The 19843-nt window shown below is 43.8% G+C and carries 18 protein-coding genes; 17 read left to right on the forward strand and 1 reads right to left on the reverse strand.

Annotation, left to right across the window (positions count from 1 at the left end; all coding sequences use genetic code 11):
• Positions 1–2 precede the first annotated feature (2 nt).
• Entirely contained in the window at positions 3–2942 is a 2940-nt protein-coding gene (fdhF, locus tag A6755_RS02875; protein WP_063589726.1) for a formate dehydrogenase subunit alpha, read from the reverse strand.
• Between the two features lie 334 nt (positions 2943–3276).
• Here fdhF and A6755_RS02880 point away from each other — a divergent pair, with 334 nt between their 5' ends.
• The 17 genes from A6755_RS02880 (at position 3277) to A6755_RS02960 (ending at position 19698) form a co-directional block, all read left to right on the forward strand.
• Positions 3277–3639: a Na-translocating system protein MpsC family protein gene (locus A6755_RS02880; protein ID WP_048688083.1), complete on the forward strand. Its 363-nt coding sequence runs from the start codon at positions 3277–3279 to the stop codon at positions 3637–3639.
• 54 nt (positions 3640–3693) lie between these two features.
• On the forward strand, positions 3694–4491 hold the full coding sequence (gene fdhD / locus A6755_RS02885) for a formate dehydrogenase accessory sulfurtransferase FdhD (RefSeq protein WP_063589727.1): 798 nt from the start codon (positions 3694–3696) through the stop codon (positions 4489–4491).
• A gap of 146 nt (positions 4492–4637) precedes the next feature.
• A complete protein-coding gene (locus tag A6755_RS02890) occupies positions 4638–5510 on the forward strand; it encodes a LysR family transcriptional regulator (RefSeq protein ID WP_063589728.1) in 873 nt (290 codons plus the stop codon).
• A 153-nt stretch (positions 5511–5663) separates the two neighbouring features.
• A complete protein-coding gene (locus tag A6755_RS02895; protein ID WP_063589729.1) occupies positions 5664–6590 on the forward strand; it encodes an AEC family transporter in 927 nt (308 codons plus the stop codon).
• A gap of 305 nt (positions 6591–6895) precedes the next feature.
• A complete protein-coding gene (locus tag A6755_RS02900) occupies positions 6896–7918 on the forward strand; it encodes a tripartite tricarboxylate transporter substrate binding protein (RefSeq protein WP_063589730.1) in 1023 nt (340 codons plus the stop codon).
• Between the two features lie 56 nt (positions 7919–7974).
• Positions 7975–8430 carry a tripartite tricarboxylate transporter TctB family protein gene (locus A6755_RS02905; RefSeq protein WP_063589731.1) on the forward strand — a complete coding sequence of 152 codons (456 nt, stop codon included), beginning with the start codon at positions 7975–7977 and terminating at the stop codon, positions 8428–8430.
• A gap of 18 nt (positions 8431–8448) precedes the next feature.
• The gene (locus A6755_RS02910; protein ID WP_034310031.1) at positions 8449–9975 is read left to right on the forward strand and encodes a tripartite tricarboxylate transporter permease; all 1527 of its coding nucleotides are present in this window, start codon (positions 8449–8451) and stop codon (positions 9973–9975) included.
• Between the two features lie 79 nt (positions 9976–10054).
• Positions 10055–11647: an ATP-binding protein gene (locus A6755_RS02915; protein ID WP_063589732.1), complete on the forward strand. Its 1593-nt coding sequence runs from the start codon at positions 10055–10057 to the stop codon at positions 11645–11647.
• A complete protein-coding gene (locus A6755_RS02920; RefSeq protein WP_084737336.1) occupies positions 11644–12351 on the forward strand; it encodes a response regulator in 708 nt (235 codons plus the stop codon). Before A6755_RS02915 ends, A6755_RS02920 begins: the two co-directional genes overlap by 4 nt.
• Before the next feature lie 280 nt (positions 12352–12631).
• Positions 12632–13684 carry a Delta(5) desaturase DesA gene (gene desA, locus A6755_RS02925; RefSeq protein WP_063589733.1) on the forward strand — a complete coding sequence of 351 codons (1053 nt, stop codon included), beginning with the start codon at positions 12632–12634 and terminating at the stop codon, positions 13682–13684.
• A 94-nt stretch (positions 13685–13778) separates the two neighbouring features.
• A complete protein-coding gene (locus A6755_RS02930; RefSeq protein WP_063589734.1) occupies positions 13779–14900 on the forward strand; it encodes a sensor histidine kinase in 1122 nt (373 codons plus the stop codon).
• Positions 14901–14912: 12 nt separating this feature from the next.
• Positions 14913–15521 (forward strand): response regulator transcription factor, encoded by a 609-nt coding sequence (locus A6755_RS02935; RefSeq protein WP_053536795.1) that lies wholly within the window; start codon positions 14913–14915, stop codon positions 15519–15521.
• A gap of 103 nt (positions 15522–15624) precedes the next feature.
• Entirely contained in the window at positions 15625–16146 is a 522-nt protein-coding gene (msrA, locus tag A6755_RS02940; RefSeq protein WP_053536794.1) for a peptide-methionine (S)-S-oxide reductase MsrA, read from the forward strand.
• Positions 16147–16304: 158 nt separating this feature from the next.
• Positions 16305–17000, forward strand: coding sequence for a response regulator transcription factor (locus A6755_RS02945; protein WP_063592409.1), 696 nt, complete (start codon positions 16305–16307; stop codon positions 16998–17000).
• Complete coding sequence (locus A6755_RS02950) at positions 16997–18352, forward strand: sensor histidine kinase (RefSeq protein WP_048688112.1); 1356 nt, start codon at positions 16997–16999, stop codon at positions 18350–18352. Before A6755_RS02945 ends, A6755_RS02950 begins: the two co-directional genes overlap by 4 nt.
• A gap of 64 nt (positions 18353–18416) precedes the next feature.
• On the forward strand, positions 18417–18965 hold the full coding sequence (locus A6755_RS02955; RefSeq protein ID WP_063589735.1) for a PepSY domain-containing protein: 549 nt from the start codon (positions 18417–18419) through the stop codon (positions 18963–18965).
• 250 nt (positions 18966–19215) lie between these two features.
• Positions 19216–19698, forward strand: coding sequence for a tetratricopeptide repeat protein (locus tag A6755_RS02960; protein WP_174878685.1), 483 nt, complete (start codon positions 19216–19218; stop codon positions 19696–19698).
• Positions 19699–19843 lie beyond the last annotated feature (145 nt).

Consider the following 19843-nt stretch of genomic DNA (forward strand, 5'->3'; position numbering starts at 1 on the left):
GTTTATTTATCCGTTAAGTGAACATACCCTGGACGGGCCCACTTACGTTCGACCTCGACGCCATTTTGAGGATGACGTTTTTTGTTCCGTGGATTGGTACCCGGTAATGGAACGTCTCCGCTTGCGCTTAATACTTCCATGCGGACCATCGTCTGTTTGTAAGCAGGCGTGCTTGTGCGTCGATCATAGATGGGACCGGTCAGGAAGTTAATGGCAGAGTCTTTATCGACGGAGTTCATCGGTAAAAATAGCTCATTATTTTTAACACGGTCTGTGATCAATGCTTTTAACTTAACGGCCCCGAAAGGAGACACCAAGCGAACGAGTCCGCCATCACTGACTTTACGTTCTTTGGCAAGTTCTGGTGAAACCTCGACGAAAATATCAGGTACTTTCGATTGGATTCCATTGGACTTGTTCGTCATATTGCCTTCATGGAAATGCTCCAGCATGCGTCCATTATTGATATGAAGGTCATATTCTTCCGGGAATTTATGAGGTTCCACCCAGTCAGCCAGTGCAAAGCGCGCTTTTTTATCAGGGAAGTTGAAGCCATCTACATAAAGAAGGGGTGTGCTTGATCCATCATGGCTCCCCCAGAGGAAGCTGTTCCATCCTTCCAGCACTTCGTAATTCGCTTGGCTGAATATCGGTGACAGGCTTGCCATTTCGTCATAGATTTCACTAGGGTGAGCGTAATTCCAATTCGCACCTAAGCGGTTGGCGATTTCTTGGGTGATTTCCCAGTCCGCCTTAGAATCTCCCATAGTGGGAAGGGCTTTATATAATCGCTGTACACGGCGCTCCGTATTGGTGAACGTTCCGTCTTTTTCAAGAGATGGAGCTCCGGGCAATACCACGTCGGCATATTGGGCTGTCCTTGAAAGGAAAATATCCTGGACAACAAAGAAGTCCAATCCGGATAACACTTTATCAACATGGTTGGCATCCGCGTCAACAAGTGCCATATCTTCACCTACAAGATACATCGCCTTCATGTCGCCTTTTTCTATCGCTTTAAGCATTTCAATATTGTTCAAGCCTGGTTGGCCAGCGATTTTCACTCCATAAGCTTTTTCGAATTTAGCACGTGCCACGTCATCGGTAACATGCTGATATCCCGGAAGCCATGTTGGAAGGGTACCCATATCGCAAGCGCCCTGTACATTGTTATGGCCGCGAAGCGGATAGGCTCCCGCTCCTGGACGACGGTAGTTGCCCGTAGCCAATAGCAGGTTGGAAATTGCCGCCGAAGTATCGGAGGCACCGGTGTTTTGTGTTACGCCCATACCCCAAAGAATGCATGTACCGTCTGCATCGCGAATGGCCTCAGCTATTTGGATCAATGTTTCTTTAGAAATACCTGTATGTGTTTCTGCATATTCCAGGGTATATTTCTCAAGTACTTCTTTATAATCGTCGAAGAAGTTAACATTTTCATTGATGAATTCTTGATCATGCCAGCCTTGATCGATCATATATTTTGTAACCGCCATCAACCAGACTTGATCCGTTCCTTGTTTTGGGCTGATATGGATGTCGGAACGTTCGGCCATTTCGTTTTTACGGATGTCAGCTACAATCAGCTTTTGTCCGTGAAGCTTATGTGCCCGTTTAACGCGCGTCGCCAGTACGGGATGTCCTTCTGCCGGGTTAGCCCCAACGATGATGACAAGTCCTGCTGCGGCGATATCCTTGATCGTACCAGCATCTCCGCCCATGCCGACTGTACGGAACAGTCCGTCTGTTGCCGGGGATTGACAGTAACGCGAGCAGTTGTCGACGTTATTCGTTTCGAACATTTGCCGTGCCAGTTTTTGAATGACATAGTTTTCTTCGTTCGTGATCTTGGATGAGGAAATGAAGCCTACTGAATTTCCGCCGTATTGCTGTTTGATCGAACCCAGTCTGGACGCAACCAAATCAAGTGCTTCATCCCAGCTTGATTCAACGAATCTTCCGTTTTTCCGAATCAGGGGCTTTGTCAAACGTTCTTCCGAGTTCACGAAGTCCCAACCGAATTTCCCTTTGACACATGTGGATATCGCATTGACGGGTGCTTCATGAGTAGGTTGGACTTTAAGGATTTTACGGCCTTTTGTCCAGACTTCGAATGTGCATCCTACCCCACAGAACGTACAGACCGTTTTTGTTTTCTTCGTCCGTGTCTCTCGCATTGCCGCTTCAATCTCCGAAATGGCAAAAATCCCGCTGTATCCAGGTTCCACTTCTTTGACAAGGTCGATCATCGGTTCCAGCATATCGTTTTTCAAGCCTGACATGAAACCAGCTTCGCCAAGCATTGATTTTTCCATTAATGCATTACATGGACAAATCGTTACACACTGCCCGCAGCCTACACAAGATGAGTTATTGATTTCCGTTCCTTCATCCCATATTACCCGAGGGCGTTCTGCTTCCCAGTCGATGGACAGCGTCTCGTTGACCTGAAGGTTTTGGCACACTTCAACACATTGCCCGCATGCGATGCATTGATTGGCATCATAGCGGTAAAATGGATGGGACATATCGACGGCACCCAATTCCACTTTCGGTGTATAAGGATATTTTTGGTGTTCAATTTCCATTAATTCTGCTGTGTTATGTAGTTTGCAATTTCCGTTATTATTATCACATACAGTACAGTATAAAGAATGGTTTTCCAGTATCCGGTCCATGGCCTCGGTTTGGGCTTCTTTTGCCTTGCTTGAGTCCATGGCTATATCCATGCCGCTCACTGCTTTTGTCGAACATGACCGGACGAGTTTCCCATTAACTTCGACGATGCATGTGTCGCATGTTTGTATCGGATCCACCTCAGGAACATAACAAATCTGTGGGTGAGCCATCTCATTTTGGTTGATGACCTCCAGTATTGTCGCACCTTCATTAGCGGTATAAGCCTTCCCGTTGATTGTGATGGTGATGTTTGAATCGATCATTATATTTCCCCCTTTTATAGCCAAAAAGACGCAAAAAAACCACCATGATTACACCTCCGTCCCTGAACGGAAATGTAGGTCATGGTGGAATAGTTTAATAGCAAAGCTTGCCAATATACCAATCCATACCATAATGGATAATTTTAAAAAAGATAGGACACAACAGTACACTATTATGCTCCCAACTTTCATCATTGATATTATACCTTTTATCATGGAAAGAAACAATCCTGGAAAGAGGGTATCATTCCCAAATTCCTTTCGTTTTTCTTCGCGTTGATTTATGATAAGAAAATTGAGAACTTAATTTTTCTTGAAATGGAGTGACGCAACGGTGTCAAAAGTTATCCATGAATTCAATGATATGATTCGTAAGCTGCGCAAGGAACTATTCGGTAAAGGACCAGAACGCATACACACGGTTTTCGTCGAAAATATGGCCGTTTCTACGTTATATGGAAATTTGACTCCTACGGAAATGTTCATATCAAGATCGGAGGAAGGAAGGGATATGGTCCATTCTGCACGAACCAAAATGGTTCAGGATGTGTATTCGGAGAGTCCTCCTGATGGAATGGAAGATCTGGTTGGAGCTAAACTGCTCCATTTGTTTTCAGACATCAAAATCAAAGAGAACATAGCGATTTCCGTATTCGTATTTGATAAGAATATAGCGGACAAACTCAACGGGCATTGACCATGTTCCTTACATTTGGTCAATTGGCTCCTGGATAGTAAAAGGAGTGGGAACATGAAAGCGATTGAAATCAAAAGGGACATCATCCGGATAACCAAAGGTAACATCGAGCGGACGGGAGATGCGATCGTAACGGAGCATCCCGTTACTGTCAAAATAAATGGCCAGGAATTCGTCACGATGGTTTGTACACCTGAATACATCGAGGATATGGTGATTGGTTATTTGGCTTCGGAAGGAATCATCAAAAAATATGATGAGATAAAAGAAATCTGGGTTCAGGAAAAAGAAGGCTTTGTTCATGTGAAGACGGATAAAGTGAATCCCTACTTCCAGGACTTTCAAAATAAGCGGTATATTACATCATGCTGCGGAATGAGCAGACAAGGTTTCGTCTTTGTAAATGATGCATTGACTGCCAAGAAAATGGATGATGTTTCGGTGAAACTGACTCCTGATGACTGCTTCCGCTTGATGAAGGATTTACAAAATTCTGCTGTCACTTTCCAGAATACGGGCGGAGTCCACAATGCTGCTTTATGTGATGCCAATGGGCTCGTATTAAGCAGGATGGACATCGGACGGCATAACGCCTTGGACAAAATATACGGCCATTGCTTGAAAAATGGCATTTCGATGGAAGGGAAGGCTATCGTTTTCAGCGGCCGGATTTCATCGGAAATTCTTTTGAAAGTGGCGAAAATCGGCTGTGAACTGATACTCTCTAAGTCCGCTCCAACTGAATTGGCTTTGGAGTTGGCTGAAGGATTGGGAATCACGACGGTCGGGTTCATTCGCAATGATTCGCTGAATATCTACACATGTCCTGAAAGGATTCTATTGAATGACTGAGCATCCTTCGCTGGAAGGATGCTCATCGGAAAGTCCTGCCGGTTTGGCCTGGGCTTTTTTGTATTTGTAAAAGGATATATCCAACAGGCCTTTTATGGTACAGTTTTTATATAACATTCAAGGGAATTCGTATCGGGGGAAGGGTTATGAACGAAAGGGATTGGCATATTTTAAAGGTGTTGCATGAACACAGGAATATTACTAAAACGGCGCAAAGTTTATATATCTCGCAACCTTCTTTAACGAAACGGATTCAACAAATAGAGAAGGAATTCAATCTGAAGATTGTGGAGCGGGGAACTAGGGGAGTGCAGTTCACCCCTCAAGGTGAATATTTGGCCATCTGTGCAGATGAGATGCTGATCAGGCTCCAGCAGATAAAAGAGACGGCATTCAATATGGGTCAGGAGATCAGTGGAACATTACGGCTGGGTGTTTCCAACTATATTACGCTGCATAAGCTGCCAGGCCTGCTGAGAATATTTCGTGAGCGATTTCCTAAAGTGGATTTCCATGTGACAACCGGATGGAGTAAAGAAGTGCTGAACCTCATTTATAAGGAAGAAGTGCATGTCGGGATTGTTCGGGGGGACTACCAATGGTCAGGATCAAGGCATCATCTTTTTGAGGAAACGATTTGCATTGCTTCCAAGGAAGAAATCGAAGTCCGGAACCTGCCTTTCCTGCCGAGGATCGATTATGGGACAGATGCCCTTTTGAAAACAATGATCGATAATTGGTGGAGAGACAATTTTTCCGGACCTCCTTTGGTGGGGATGGAAGTGGACAAAGGGGATACATGCAAGGAAATGGTCAAGAATGGCCTGGGATATGGCATCCTCCCCAGCGTTTTATTGGAGAATGACCAAAACCTCCGTCAAATGGACCTTAAGGACAAGCAAGGTAATCCCCTTATCAGGAATACATGGATGTTATATCATGAAAAGTCGCTGGAATTAAAACTGGTCAAAGAGTTTGTCAAATTTGTCAAAGGCGTCGATTTCATGAGGGATATTTAACTGAAGCGCAGAACCCTCTGTGCTTTTTTATCATTCCTTTTTTGAATGGGCAACGATAATTTATTGGTATTTTAATTATGGCCATCCGGGCATTATGATAGATGGGAGATGTAAATCATCAGGAATTTGCCTAAGGAATGGAGAGGAAGTCAAGTGAGTGTCCTGTTTCTGATCGTATTGAATGTGATTGTACCGGTTTTTTTCCTTATAGGGGCGGGGGCCATTCTGCATCGTAAATTCAAGTTGGATATGAATACGCTGTCTAAATTGAATCACTTCCTGCTCATGCCCGCCATTAGCTTTGTCAATATCTATCAAAGCAAATTGGGCGGGGGGATGATCGTCCAGATATTCAGCTTCCTTGCTCTTCAAGCAGCAAGCCTCATCATCGTGAGTACAGTGGTAGCGAAACTAGCCAGGTTTGATCAAAGTCTTTCGGCCACATTTAAAAATAGTGTAGTCCTGAATAACTCGGCCAATTTCGGGTTACCTGTCAGTCAGATGGTGTTTAATGGAAACCCCCTTGGCCTGTCGATCCAAGTCATCGTGATCATTTTTCAAAACCTGTTGACCTATACCTATGGATTGATGAATTCCGTTTCCGTCCATACAAAAAGTGCAAAGGGCGCCATTCGCGAGTTCTTGAAGAACCCCGTCATTTATGCTTTATTGCTTGGTTTAATATTACATTCAGTTTCTTTCGAAATCCCTCTGTTCTTATGGACCCCGATTGATAATATCGCGAGTGCCTTCATAGCCATTGCATTGATTACATTAGGGGCACAGAGTGCCTATTTGAAAATAACGCATTTTCCGCTTCCGCTTATCCTTAGCTTGGCGGGGCGTTTAATACTCTCCCCATCCATCGCCTTCCTGATCATCCTCATGCTGGGCTTGGAAGGGACTGTCGCCCAAGGGTTGTTTATCGCAAGCTCATTTCCCACGTCAAGAAACAGCGCATTATTCGCTTTGGAATATGACAACCATCCGGATTATGCGGCACAGGCGGTTTTGATGTCGACGTTATTCAGCAGCATAACGGTAACGATGGTCGTGTATCTATCAAAAATACTATTCTAGCAGGGCTGCTCTTTAAAATCGAACCGCGCTTTCCGCGGGCAGTCCGCCCTCGGCGTTCTTTACGCATGCGGGGTCTCCCTTGGACACGCTTTTCCTGCAGGAGTCCCAATCAGTTTCATTTAGATAGAACCCCTTTTGCCTGCAAACTGGGACTGCTCTGAAGGAGCAGTCCTTTCCCCTTTTCCTGTGATAAAACTTTATGAACAATATGAAGGTTTTGGAATTTATGCATTTTAGTTGGGCAATCATTGAAAGCGAAGATATTTTTGTAGAATTAAGAAAACGCTTTCAAAAGGGGGATTACTATGTTTTCTCGTAAAAAGATTTCAGCGGTACTATTGGCAGGTTCGTTAGCTTTAAGTTTAGGTGCATGCAGCAGTTCGGGGACATCAGGAGAAAAGAAAGAAGAAACAGGCTATCCGAAAAAAGCGATAACGGTCGTTGCTCCTTCGGGTGCAGGCGGGGGATGGGATTTAACGGCTCGTTCATTTACAAAGGTCTTGGGTGAGACGAAATTGGTGAACCAGCCATTGACCGTCGAAAACAAACCTGGCGGCGGGGGCGCTGTCTTCATGGCGGACTATGCAACACAGCAAGCGGATAATAATGACATGCTGTTCGTTAATTCACCGCCTGTCATCATCAATAACCTTAAAAAAGAAGGCAACAGTCCTTATGGATATAAAAATACGACACCTTTGGCGCAGCTGACAAAGGATTATGGGGCGATAGTGGTAAAGGCGGATTCTGAATTCAAGGATTTGAAATCCGTGCTGGAAGCGGTGAAGAAAGATCCTCGTAAGCTGACCTTTGCAGGGGGATCTGCACCGGGATCCATGGATCATTTGATTTCCATTCTTCCAGCCTATGAATATGGCTTGAATCCAACCGAACTTAAATACGTTTCTTACGACGGTGGCGGGGAAGCGATTACGGCATTGCTTGGCGGAAATGCGGATGTGATCGGAACGGATGCATCCAGTGTCAGGGAATTTTTAAAAGCAGGAAAGATTAGAGTGTTGGCTGTAACCTCGAATGAACGTTTAGGTGGGGATCTTATAGACATACCGACGGCAAAGGAACAAGGGGTCGATGCTGAATTCACGATTTGGAGAGGCGTTTTTGGACCTCAGAATATGTCTGGTGAAGCGAAAACCTTTTGGGACGGAACCATTGAGAAGCTAGTTGAAACTTCTGAATGGAAAAAGGAAGTGGAAGTGCAGGGATGGGAACAAGAATATAAAAATAGTGAAGAATTCAGCAAGTTTTTAGTAGAACAGGAGAAACAGGTGCAGCAATTATTGAAAGCTTTAGGCATGGAAAAATAATCGGGAAGAAGGGGGTGCTTCACCTTCTTCTTATTTTCTGAAATGGGGGGATTGTGATGGATGTTAAATTTGATCGCTTCGCTTCTGCAGCCTTTCTGGCTGTCGGGGTGCTGTTTATGATAGGAAGCAGGAAACTGGCCAGTTCTTCATATGGAAGTTCGGTAGGACCGGACATTTTCCCTTTTGTATTGGGGCTCGTTCTTTCTCTTTTAAGTATTCGCCTGTTCTATGAGGCATTTCGGGGTAAGGGGCAGGAATCACGTAAAGAAAAGCTGCAATATAAACCATTTATCATCATTCTGCTCTCCACCTTGATTTATATTTTGACGTTGGAAACGATAGGATATGTCATTACGACCTTTCTGTTTTTGTTAGTTTGCTTTCAAACGATGGAACGGAATAAGTGGGTGACATCGCTCATCATTTCCGCAGGTTTTTCCGGAATCATCTATTATTTATTCGTGAATGTGTTAAAGGGAACACTTCCGGGTTGGCCAATCTGGTTTTCATAAAAGGAAGGGGGATGTGAAGTGGGCACTTTTGATTATTTAATGCACGGATTTGAAACGGCACTAACTTGGTATAACATACTATTTGCATTTGTCGGGGTATTGATCGGTACGGCGGTCGGCGTTTTGCCGGGGATCGGGCCGATGAGCGGTGTGGCTCTTTTAATTCCGGTAACCGCTTCGATTACAGGTGGACTTCCTCCAGAGCAAGCGGCAACAAGCGCCATCATTTTACTTGCAGGTGTTTATTATGGAGCGATGTATGGTGGATCGACAACTTCAATCCTATTGAATACACCTGGCGAATCTTCTTCTGTCGTCACCACATTGGATGGCTATCAAATGGCCAAGAAGGGAAGAGCAGGGAGTGCTTTATCCATTTCGGCGATCGGTTCCTTCGTAGGAGGGATCGTCACCCTTATCGCCATGATTGCCTTGGCTCAGCCATTATCGACGATTGCCATTAAATTCGGTCCTGCGGAGTATTTTTCACTCATGCTTCTAGGGTTGGCGGCAGTCAGCGGCCTTGCGGGAAAATCCGTAACCAAGGCACTGATCATGACGGTTTGCGGTTTGTTGATCGGGACGATAGGCATTGATAATGTTTCCGGGATCGCCCGTTTTACCTTCGACATTCCTTGGCTGTATCAAGGGGTCGAATTCCTGACGATCGCTGTTGGTCTATTCGCCCTTGGGGAAGTATTCAAGACAATCTTGGAAAAGGACGAAGATGATGGGGAAATTGCAAAGATCAATAATTTGCTTCCTTCCAAAGAAGAATTCAAGGAATCTGCGGGGCCGATCGCGAGGGGATCGCTCTTAGGTTTCTTTGTAGGAATCCTGCCGGGGGCAGGGGCCACTCTTGCTTCCTTCTTCTCATACCTTATGGAAAAACGGATTTCAAAAAAACCTGGGAGATTCGGTACAGGGGCGATCGCTGGTGTGGCTGGCCCTGAAACGGCCAATAATGCGGCTTCTGGCGGAGCGATGATACCATTATTGACGCTGGGAATTCCGGGTTCCGGTACAACGGCGATTTTAATGGGTGCGCTCATGATGTACAATGTTCAGCCAGGTCCATTATTATTCGAGGACCATCCCCAGGTGGCTTGGGGACTTATCGCCAGTATGTTCATCGGAAATCTCATGCTCCTCATCCTTAATCTCCCGCTCGTTAAGGTTTTTGCGAAAATCATTGAAACGCCAAAGAAATATTTGATTCCGATCATTATCGCGATTTCCATTTTTGGTGTTTATGCGGTACAAGTATCGACTTATGATTTATTGCTATTACTAGGGTGCGGGGTCTTGGGCTACTTCTTAAGTAAAAATGATTATCCAATCGCCCCGTTGGTATTAGGCCTGGTTTTAGGGCCGATGATAGAAAACAATATGCGCAGGGCACTGACGATATCCGATGGGGATTACAGTTTGTTTTTCACTCGGCCGCTTTCGCTGTCCTTCCTGATCGTAACGGCATTATGGCTGCTCATTCCGGTTTTACTTAAGAAGAGAGGGAAGGATGTTGTCATCAATATTGAAGGTTAATCGGTATTTTCTGAATGTTGTGAAATAACCCCTTTTTTAAAGGGGTTATTTTTTATATGATGTAAGTAGAGGTGATTGAATGCGTTTACATACCAAGTTGATGCTGGGCATCTGTACGTTAATCATCTTAATGGGTGGAATCTTTGAAGTTATTTTCATAAATATCCTGGAAAATAACCTGAAGCAGGAAACAGGGGAAAAAGCATTGTCGGTTGCCCAGACCATTTCTTTGCTGCCTGAAATTAAACAAGCTTTTCGAACGGATCATCCTTCTGTAATCATCCAGCCCATCGCGGAAAGAATTCGCAGGCAGATCGATGCGGAATTCATAGTGATAGGAGATGAAAATGAAACACGGCTGTCCCATCCAAATCCCGACCTGATCGGAAAGAAAATGGTTGGGGGAGATAACGCCGAGGTTTGGGATGGGAAATCCATCATCACGGAGTCCACTGGCACATTGGGACCTTCCATAAGGGGGAAATCCCCGATAATCGCCAATGAAAAGGTCATTGGTGTCGTCTCCGTTGGCTACCTACAGGATGATATTGAAAAAGAAGTGTCCAGTATACAAAGAAAGATCGTCTTGATCATCTCTTTTATATTAATCGGCGGTTTGTTGGTGGCCTTTTTCATTTCATTCAATATCAAAAAGGCGATATTGGGTCTGGAGCCGAAAGAGATCGCCTGGATGTTTCAAGAGAAGCACGCCATTTTGGAATCCATTCATGAAGGCATCATTGCCATTGATGTTCATGGGAAAATCACGATCGTCAATGAAACGGCGCATAAAATCCTTCATATTCCTAAAGACGTCATGCTTCGCGGAAGAAAAATCGAAGAAGTCATAACGCATACACATTTGCTTGATGTAGTCAGCACGGCACGGGCCGAATATGACCAGGAATTCATGATTGACGGTGAAGTTTTTTTGGCAAGCCGGATTCCCATTTTGAATGGACAGGGGGAAATCATCGGTGCCGTTGCCAGTTTGAGAAATAAATCGGAGCTATCCAATCTCCTGCAAGAACTGTCACATGTAAAGGCGTATGCAGAGGGGCTGAGGGCCCAGACACATGAATATTCCAATCGGCTTTATACACTGCTGGGCTTGATTCAACTCGGTTCATATAAAGAAGCAATGGATTTCATATCGAAGGAAGTCGATGTCACCCAGAGCTTCCTTCACTTTCTGATGAAGGAAGTGCCCGATCCGATCATTGCGGGATTCATCTTAGGGAAGTTAAGTTTAGCCAGCGAGCTGAAAATTGATTTTACCATCGATAGAGAAAGCAGTTTTAAAGATATTCCGTCCGAAATAGATCGGGATTTATTAGTGACGATCATTGGCAATCTCATCAATAATGCCTTCGAAGCTGTACGGGAAAACGAAAGGGAGGAAAAAAGGGTATCGTTGTTCGTCACGGACTTGGGTAAAGAGTTGATCATAGAGGTTGAAGATAATGGAAAAGGGATGAGCTCAGAGGTTACGGAACTGATTTTCCGGAACGGTTTTTCGACGAAAAGCCATCAAACCAATTCGGGTATAGGTTTGAGCCTTGTTCAGGAAGCAATTGATGGTTTAGGGGGATATATCACTTTTTCGACGAAAGAAGGGGAATATACGATCTTTACCGTAGCCATACCAAAAAACAGAGGGGGGATGAAATGATGGCCCATCGCGCTATAGAAGTTCTGATCGTCGAAGATGACCTGCGGATTGCCGAGATACAAAAGCTATTCATCGAAAAGCTTGAGGGGTTTCAAACGATCGGGATCGCATCAAGCTATGACGAGGCTAAAAGCTTCATTGAAATCATGCAGCCGGATCTACTGCTGCTCGATATGTATTTTCCGGATATGAATGGGCTCGATATCCTGAAAGAAATCAAGCAGCAAAGCAAACAAATGGATGTCATCATGATAACGGCGGCTAAAGAAATCGAAAAAGTCCAGGAAGCTATCAAGATCGGCATATTTGATTATATAATCAAGCCTGTGGCATTTGAACGTTTCAAGCAGTCTTTACGCCGGTATCAAGAGTATCACATTAAACTGTCTGAATTGGAAAAGGGCAATTTTCCCGTAACGCAGCAACAGGTGGACAAGCTTTTGCGAAAGGAAATGAAAGAAAAAGAGAGGGAACGAACTTCACTGCCAAAAGGAATCGATCGGATGACTTTGGAGAAGGTGATGGTTGTGTTGGGGAAATCCTCCCCGGGGTTAACTGCAGAAATAGTGGCGAAGGAAATCGGGGTGAGCAGGACAACGGCAAGGCGGTATCTGGAGCACTTGATGTCAGAGGAAAAGATTGATGCCGATTTAACATATGGCACGGTAGGACGACCTGAACGGGTCTATGCCATCAAGATATAATGGGTTCGCCAAAGGCGGATCTTTTTTTATTTGATCGAATAAATGCAGGCTATTTCTTGGAATCGGATTGATGGAAATTCACGTTTTTTGAAGTGTAAAAATGATGAAAGAGGAAAAAATAATGTGAAAAGTGTTGAAGCAGACAAGTATATGACAAGTGTCATGGCAGGGATTTGACGTTTATGACTATAGAAAATCGGTTATTAATCCTATACTTAAAGCAGAGATACCGGCGAATTAATACATTCAAACACTCCATATATTTTAAGAGGAGGAAAACATGAGTAACCATAATCAAAAACAATTGAGAAAAGATATTGCCCCTTTTGAAAAATCCAATACTAAATCAAGCGTGAAACAGCTCATAAATACATTTCCGCCATTTTTCCTGTTATGGTTTTTAGCTTATCAAAGCTTAACCATTTCATACTGGCTGACACTTGCATTGGCCGTTCTTGCTTCTGGATTCGTAGTCAGGATTTTCATCATTTTCCATGATTGCTGCCATCAATCGTTTTTCAAAAGCAGGAAAGCGAATAGCGTCCTGGGTACAATCAGTGGGATCGTTACATTATTTCCGTATGAACAATGGAAGCATAGCCACTCCGTACATCATGCAACAAGCAGTAATTTAAACAAACGCGGTACAGGGGATATTTGGATCATGACCGTTGATGAATATATCGCCGCTTCATTCTGGGGGCGTCTTGCTTACCGTTTATATAGAAATCCGATCGTCATGTTTGGATTGGGTCCATTTTATCTATTTCTTGTATCGAACCGTCTGAATAAAAAGGGCGCTAAAAAGAAAGAACGGATGAATACGTATTTGACAAATGCTGCAATCGTGGCAATTTATGGTCTTTTATGCTTGGCTATCGGATGGCAGGCATTCCTTATGATTCAGGTACCGATGCTTTTTGTAACGGGATCACTGGGCATCTGGCTGTTTTATGTACAGCATCAGTTCGAAGATTCTTATTTCGAAGAGGAATCTGAATGGGATTACGTGAAGGCTGCCATTGATGGAAGTTCTTATTATAAACTTCCGAAGGCCTTGCAATGGGTAACCGGTAATATCGGTTTTCACCATGTGCATCACCTTAGTCCAAGAGTGCCAAACTATAACTTGGAAAAAGTCCATGATTCCACCCTGCCATTGCAGCAGGCAACGACAATCACCATTGGTTCAAGTTTAAAATCGCTTCGCTTCCGCCTTTATGATGGAGAAAACAAGACGTTTGTAAGTTTTAAAGAGATTAAGGAACGTCTAAATGAAACAAAATCTAAGGTGGAAATCAATAATAAACGTCCAAGTCTTCAAGAAAAATAAATAGTTCATCAAAAAACCATTCGATTTCCATTGGATGGTTTTTTGATGAAACTCCTTAGTATATACTAGGGTAAAAAGAAATAGAGGCGGCGCCATGCAAAGTTGGTATCATATCTTTCCGAAAAACACAGGGCTGAGCCCTTATGTCTGGATCATTTTTTGTATCCTTCCTTTTTATTTCATCTTCAAATCCTCTTCGATGTTGGAGATAGTCTTTGGAATCGTCATGATCATTTTGTTTTTCATATCATATGGTCTCTCATTCGTTTCGAAGGGATGGCCCGTATACGTATGGACGGCGATACAAATAATCATTTCCATATCGATGACCATATTTTTCAGCTATATTTACTTTTCACTCTTTTTGGCATTCTTTATTGGGAATGTTCAAAATAAGGTTGGATTTTTCGTATTATATTCAATCCAGCTATTGGCTACCATTGTGTCTGTCAATATTGGCTTCATCATGAAAGACCCTACCTTCTTTTCGCAATTTCCCTTTATGCTCATTTGTGTGGTAGGCGTGATCCTTCTCCCTTTCAACACGTATAATCGGAACAAACGGGGTATGCTGGAAGAACAATTGGAGGATGCCCATAAACGAATATCAGAGCTTGGAAAAATGGAAGAACGTCAGCGGATTGCCCGTGACCTACATGATACACTTGGACAAAAGCTGTCTTTGATTGGCTTGAAAAGTGACCTTGCAGGGAAATTGATCGATTTGAATCCGGAGACGGCCAAGAAGGAAATCAAGGATATCCGGCAAACGGCGAGGACGGCACTCAAGGAAGTACGTGAAATGGTGTCGGAAATGCGTGGGGCGAAGCTAAGCGATGAAATCATCCGGGTCAAGCAAATATTGAAAGCGGCAGAGATAGAATTCAATTTGGAAGGCACCGCGGAATTGCGGGATACCCCATTGCTGGTTGAAACGGTTTTGAGCATGTGCCTGAAGGAAGCTGTGACCAATATCGTCAAGCATAGCGGTGCCGACTGCTGTAATATCGTCATCGAAGAATTACAAACAGGAGTGACGATCAAAGTACAGGATAATGGAGTGGGACTTTCACATCGAGCAGAGTATATTAAAGGAAATGGACTTCAAGGAATGAAAGAAAGGCTCGAATTCGTTAATGGCAGCCTGGATATTAAATCAACAGATGGAACGACACTGTATATAAGGGTTCCGAATGCTATAAAAAATAATGGATAGGTGGGATTAACCTTGATTCGAATCGTAATTGCCGAAGATCAGCGGATGCTGCTTGGCGCTTTAGGTTCCATCCTTGATTTGGAAAGTGACATGGAAGTTGTCGGAAAAGCGAGCAATGGGGAAGAAGCAATGAATCTCGTCAATCAATTAAAGCCGGATATCTGCATAACCGATATTGAAATGCCAGTTAAAACCGGGCTTGATGTAGCGGAGGAGATCAAGGATCAGGGCCACCAATGCAAAGTCATCATTTTGACCACCTTTGCACGTCCTGGGTATTTTGAAAGAGCAAGAAAGGCCGAGGTAGGCGGATATCTTCTCAAGGATAGCCCAAGTGAGGAACTGGCGAACTCGATTCGTGTCATCATGGATGGGCGGCGCATTTATGCTCCTGAGCTGGTGGATATGGCTTTCGAAGAAGAAAACCCTTTGACTGAAAGGGAGAGCCAAGTGCTCAAATTGATCGCAGATGGTAAGACCACAAAGGAAATCGCAAGCCAGCTTTATCTGACCAATGGAACGGTCCGTAATTATATATCGGTCATCCTTGATAAATTGGATGTGAGCAACCGCGTTGAAGCGATCGTAAAATTCAAGGAAAAGGGCTGGTCAAAGGATTGAACAAAGCGTAAATCCCTGGAGGCTTTGCAAATCAAAAAAGCACTGTGTCAGGATTGAATTATGGTATATTAATTTCTATTACATAAGGAAAGGGGTGACCATTATGCAAAAGGCTACATTTGCTGGAGGCTGTTTCTGGTGCATGGTGACACCATTTGAAGAACAACCGGGGATTGGGGGAATCGTATCCGGTTATACGGGAGGACATGTTGAAAACCCGACTTACGAGGAAGTGAAGACGGGAACTACGGGGCATTATGAAGTCGTGGAAATCACTTTCGATCCTCAGTTATTTCCTTATGAAAGATTGCTGGAACTATATTGGCAGCAAATCGATCCAACCGACGATGGCGGTCAATTCCATGATAGAGGAAGCCAATATCGGACGGCCATCTTCTATCATGATGAAGCTCAAGAAAAACTGGCCCTTGAAGCGAAAGAAAAGGTAGCGGCCAGCGGGAAGTTCCAGAAACCAATCGTAACGGAAATCCTTCCGGCCCAAACCTTTTACCCTGCCGAAGAGTACCATCAGGGCTATCATAAAAAAAACAAAGATGATTATAAAGCGGACCGTGCGAAATCGGGACGCGATGAATTCATTGGCCAGCATTGGAACGGTGAATGAAATGGATCGGGTGTGTTTTCACATCCGGTTCTTTTTATTGTCCTTTTAAAGGTACAAAAATTAAATTCATCATTTCAGCGGATTTTTATGCGGAGGGGTCAATTTCTCATGATATTTTCATATTTCTTCAGTACACTAAGGGGTAGGTGGTGATGATCATGAATAAGAGAATTTTAATAATAGAAGATGAAGAAAAAATAGCAAGGGTCCTTCAGCTGGAACTTAATCATGAGGGTTATCAAACAGAATCGGCATTTACGGGAAAGGCAGGTCTGGAAAGGGCGGAAGCCGAAGAGTGGGATTTAATCTTATTGGATGTGATGCTGCCCGAGTTGAATGGCATAGAGGTACTTAGGCGTTACCGGAAAAAGAATGGATCGACACCGGTCATCCTTCTGACCGCAAGGGATGCTGTGCCAGACAAGGTGAATGGCCTGGATCATGGCGCGAATGATTATGTAACGAAGCCGTTTGAAATTGAAGAGCTGCTGGCACGGATCCGTGCTTGTTTTCGTACCAATGTAAGGGAGAGCCAATCAGAAGGGGAAGCGGATGAACTGAAGATCCATGATCTGAAGCTGAACCTTGGCACTAGGGATATTCACAGGCAAGGCAATAGGATTGAGCTGACTTCACGCGAATTCGATTTGCTGGTTTATCTTTTGCAAAATAAAAATCAAGTACTTTCAAGGGAGCAAATCCTGACACATGTATGGGGATATGACTTTGCAGGGGATACGAATGTGGTTGATGTGTATATCCGTTATTTGCGCAAAAAGATAGATTATCCCTTTGAGCTGCAGCTCATCCATACTTACCGCGGGGTAGGTTACAGCCTGAAGGAGCCAGTATGAAGATTCGGACGAAAATCCAATCGTATTCCAGTCTTTTTTTAAGCGTCATGCTCATATTGTTGAGTATCATCGTTTTAATCGCCTTCCTTTGGATATCGTTAGAGAGGGAACGGGATCTGCTTGAAGATCAAGCTTCATTAATCGAAGAAAATATCCTGACGAAAGATTTGATTTCCGGTGATTCCGATTTAATGGAACCGTATATCCCGGACGATGGAATGGTCCGGATATTCGACATGGATGGAAGGCTGGTTAAATCATTTACGGATGAAGAGGACCTCAAGGGGCTTGCGGTTAAATCCATTAACGAGAAAGGATATGATTTTGCCAAAGCTGACGGTGAATATGTATTGACCTACCGTTATCCTTATCCTGATGAGGGGAAGAAACTGGGGATGATCGAGGTCACACAGCCGCAGGATACCCTCCTTGATAATTTATCGACGCTTGCCCTCGTTTTGGGCGGTGCATCCCTTTTTGTCATTCTGTTATCGATTCTTGCCGGTAAGTGGCTGGCCAACCTGATCCTCAAACCGATATCGGTCATGAGCGGAACGATGAAGGATATTGAGAAAAGCGGGGAATTCAAACGAATACCGCTATCGGATCAATCGAAGGACGAGCTGCAGGTGATGGGAGCGGCATTCAACAGGATGATGGAAAGGCTGGAGCGGAATTATAACCAACAGCAGCAATTCCTTTCAGATGCCTCACATGAATTGAAAACACCGATTACGGTCATCGAAAGCTACTCCTCTCTACTGAAACGCTGGGGAATGAAGGATCAGGCGATTCAGGAAGAGGCAGTGGAGGCAATCCATCATGAAGCCGTCCGGATGAAAAAACTGACGGAACATCTTCTGCAGTCAGCTTCCCAAACGGAACCTTCAGAAGATGTGGAAGGGAAAATAGAACTCATTTCGTTTTGTGAAGGGATTGCCCAAACATTCAGAAGGACGGGAAATCGTGAAATAACGATAGAGTCAGAGTTTAAGGAAATCTATGCAATGACCATTTCCAGTAAGCTTGAACAGGTGATAGTCATCCTATTGGACAATGCAATGAAATATAGTGAATCAAGTATACAGATCATGATAAAACGGCAGGATAATGAAATTGTCATCGGTGTGAAAGATCACGGCGGAGGGATATCACCAGAACATCTCCCACATGTATTTGACCGTTTTTATCGCGTTGATTCATCAAGGGCAAGGAAAACGGGAGGCAATGGACTCGGGCTATCCATCGCCCGGACGCTTGTAGAGTCATTCGACGGTAAATTGGAGATTCAAAGCGAGGTGGGAGAGGGAACGTTGGTGACTCTTACTCTTTCTCATCAAATTCTAATCTAACGCTCATGTTCATTTCATGAAGGGTGCTTATTATAAGGGTAACAACTTAAAGGAGGAATCATTCATGAAAAAACAGTGGAGTACGATTAAAGAAGGGATCATTCAAAGGAAAAAGGTAATCATGACAGTGTCCATAGCGTCCGTATTGCTTTTCGGCGGTGCTGCTGGAACGGCGGTATATGCAGTCAATAAGGGGAACCTTTCCGAGGATGAGGCTATCAAAATGATTTCAGAAAAACTAGGCGGGGAAGTTACTCAATTTGAAAAGGATTGGGACCAGCCGATGACCTATGAAATGACCGTAAAAACGAAAGAAGGCTATCAGGACGTTGACGTTGATGCTGAAAAAGGAGAGATTCTTTCTCAGGAGATGGAAGACGGTGACGATGAGGATATGAGCATACAACAAGCCGTGGAAAATGCAAAAGTCAGCAGAGATCAAGCTGAAAAGATTGCCTTGAAAGCGGTGGATGGTCAAGTAACGGATATGGAGCTGGATTCAGAGAATGGCACCCTTGTGTACGAGCTGGAAATAAAACAAGAACTAAAGGAATATGATGTAGTGGTGGATGCCACCACGGGAAAAGTATTGAAAAACCAATTGGATGATTAATCATATGTCATGTCGACAGTAATCCATGATATATGGAGATTGAAATGTATGAAAGGATTTGCCGGGAGGCAGATCCTTTTTTTATTTGCCAAGCTAGTTGGGGAAGTGAAGCTTCCGAATCCTTAACAATATATTAGTTCCTGGCTGCAGCATTGTTGGGAGATGGGCTGTTTATACATATTAAGAAGGAATTGAAAAGAAGAATCGCGAATAGGGGCATTAAGGAATCATATACAATGGAGGAATGACAATGGGAAATTTGGAAATGGCCCTGCACTTAAGGGAAAAGAAAGAACTCGAAAAATCCAATCGTATATTGATGGATCTCGCAAAGCAAAATCCCGGTGATGCAGTCATACAGTATCAGTGTGCCTGGAGTTTGGATATTCTCGGACTTGAGGTAAAGGCGGTGCCCTATTATGAAGCGGCACTCGAATTAGGGTTGCCGGAGGAGGATGCAAAAGGGGCCTACCTCGGGTTGGGGAGCACATATCGCACCATAGGGGAATATGAAAAATCAAGACGGACATTGGAATCCGGACTGGCGAAGTTTCCTGGGGATAAGGCTTTATCGGTATTCAGGGCCATGGCATTTTATAATTTGGGCCAACATGATCTTGCGATGGAATCTCTTTTGAAGATCATTGCCGAAACCTCGAGGGATCAAGAAATACAATCTTATGCTAAGGCTATAGAATTTTATAGTGATAAACTGGATAAAGTTTTCACATAAAATCGTGCTCATCCCCAAACTATCCACAAACCTGTATAAAACCAGTCATTTTTACATAGCCGAAATGAATGAATCAACAAATTTGAGGTGGAAATTCTTGCTTTTGCCACTTTTACGGATAAATGAATGTGGATAACCTCGGATT

Origin of the sequence: Peribacillus frigoritolerans (genome assembly GCF_001636405.1) — a bacterium.
GTDB classification, from domain to species: domain Bacteria; phylum Bacillota; class Bacilli; order Bacillales; family DSM-1321; genus Peribacillus; species Peribacillus frigoritolerans.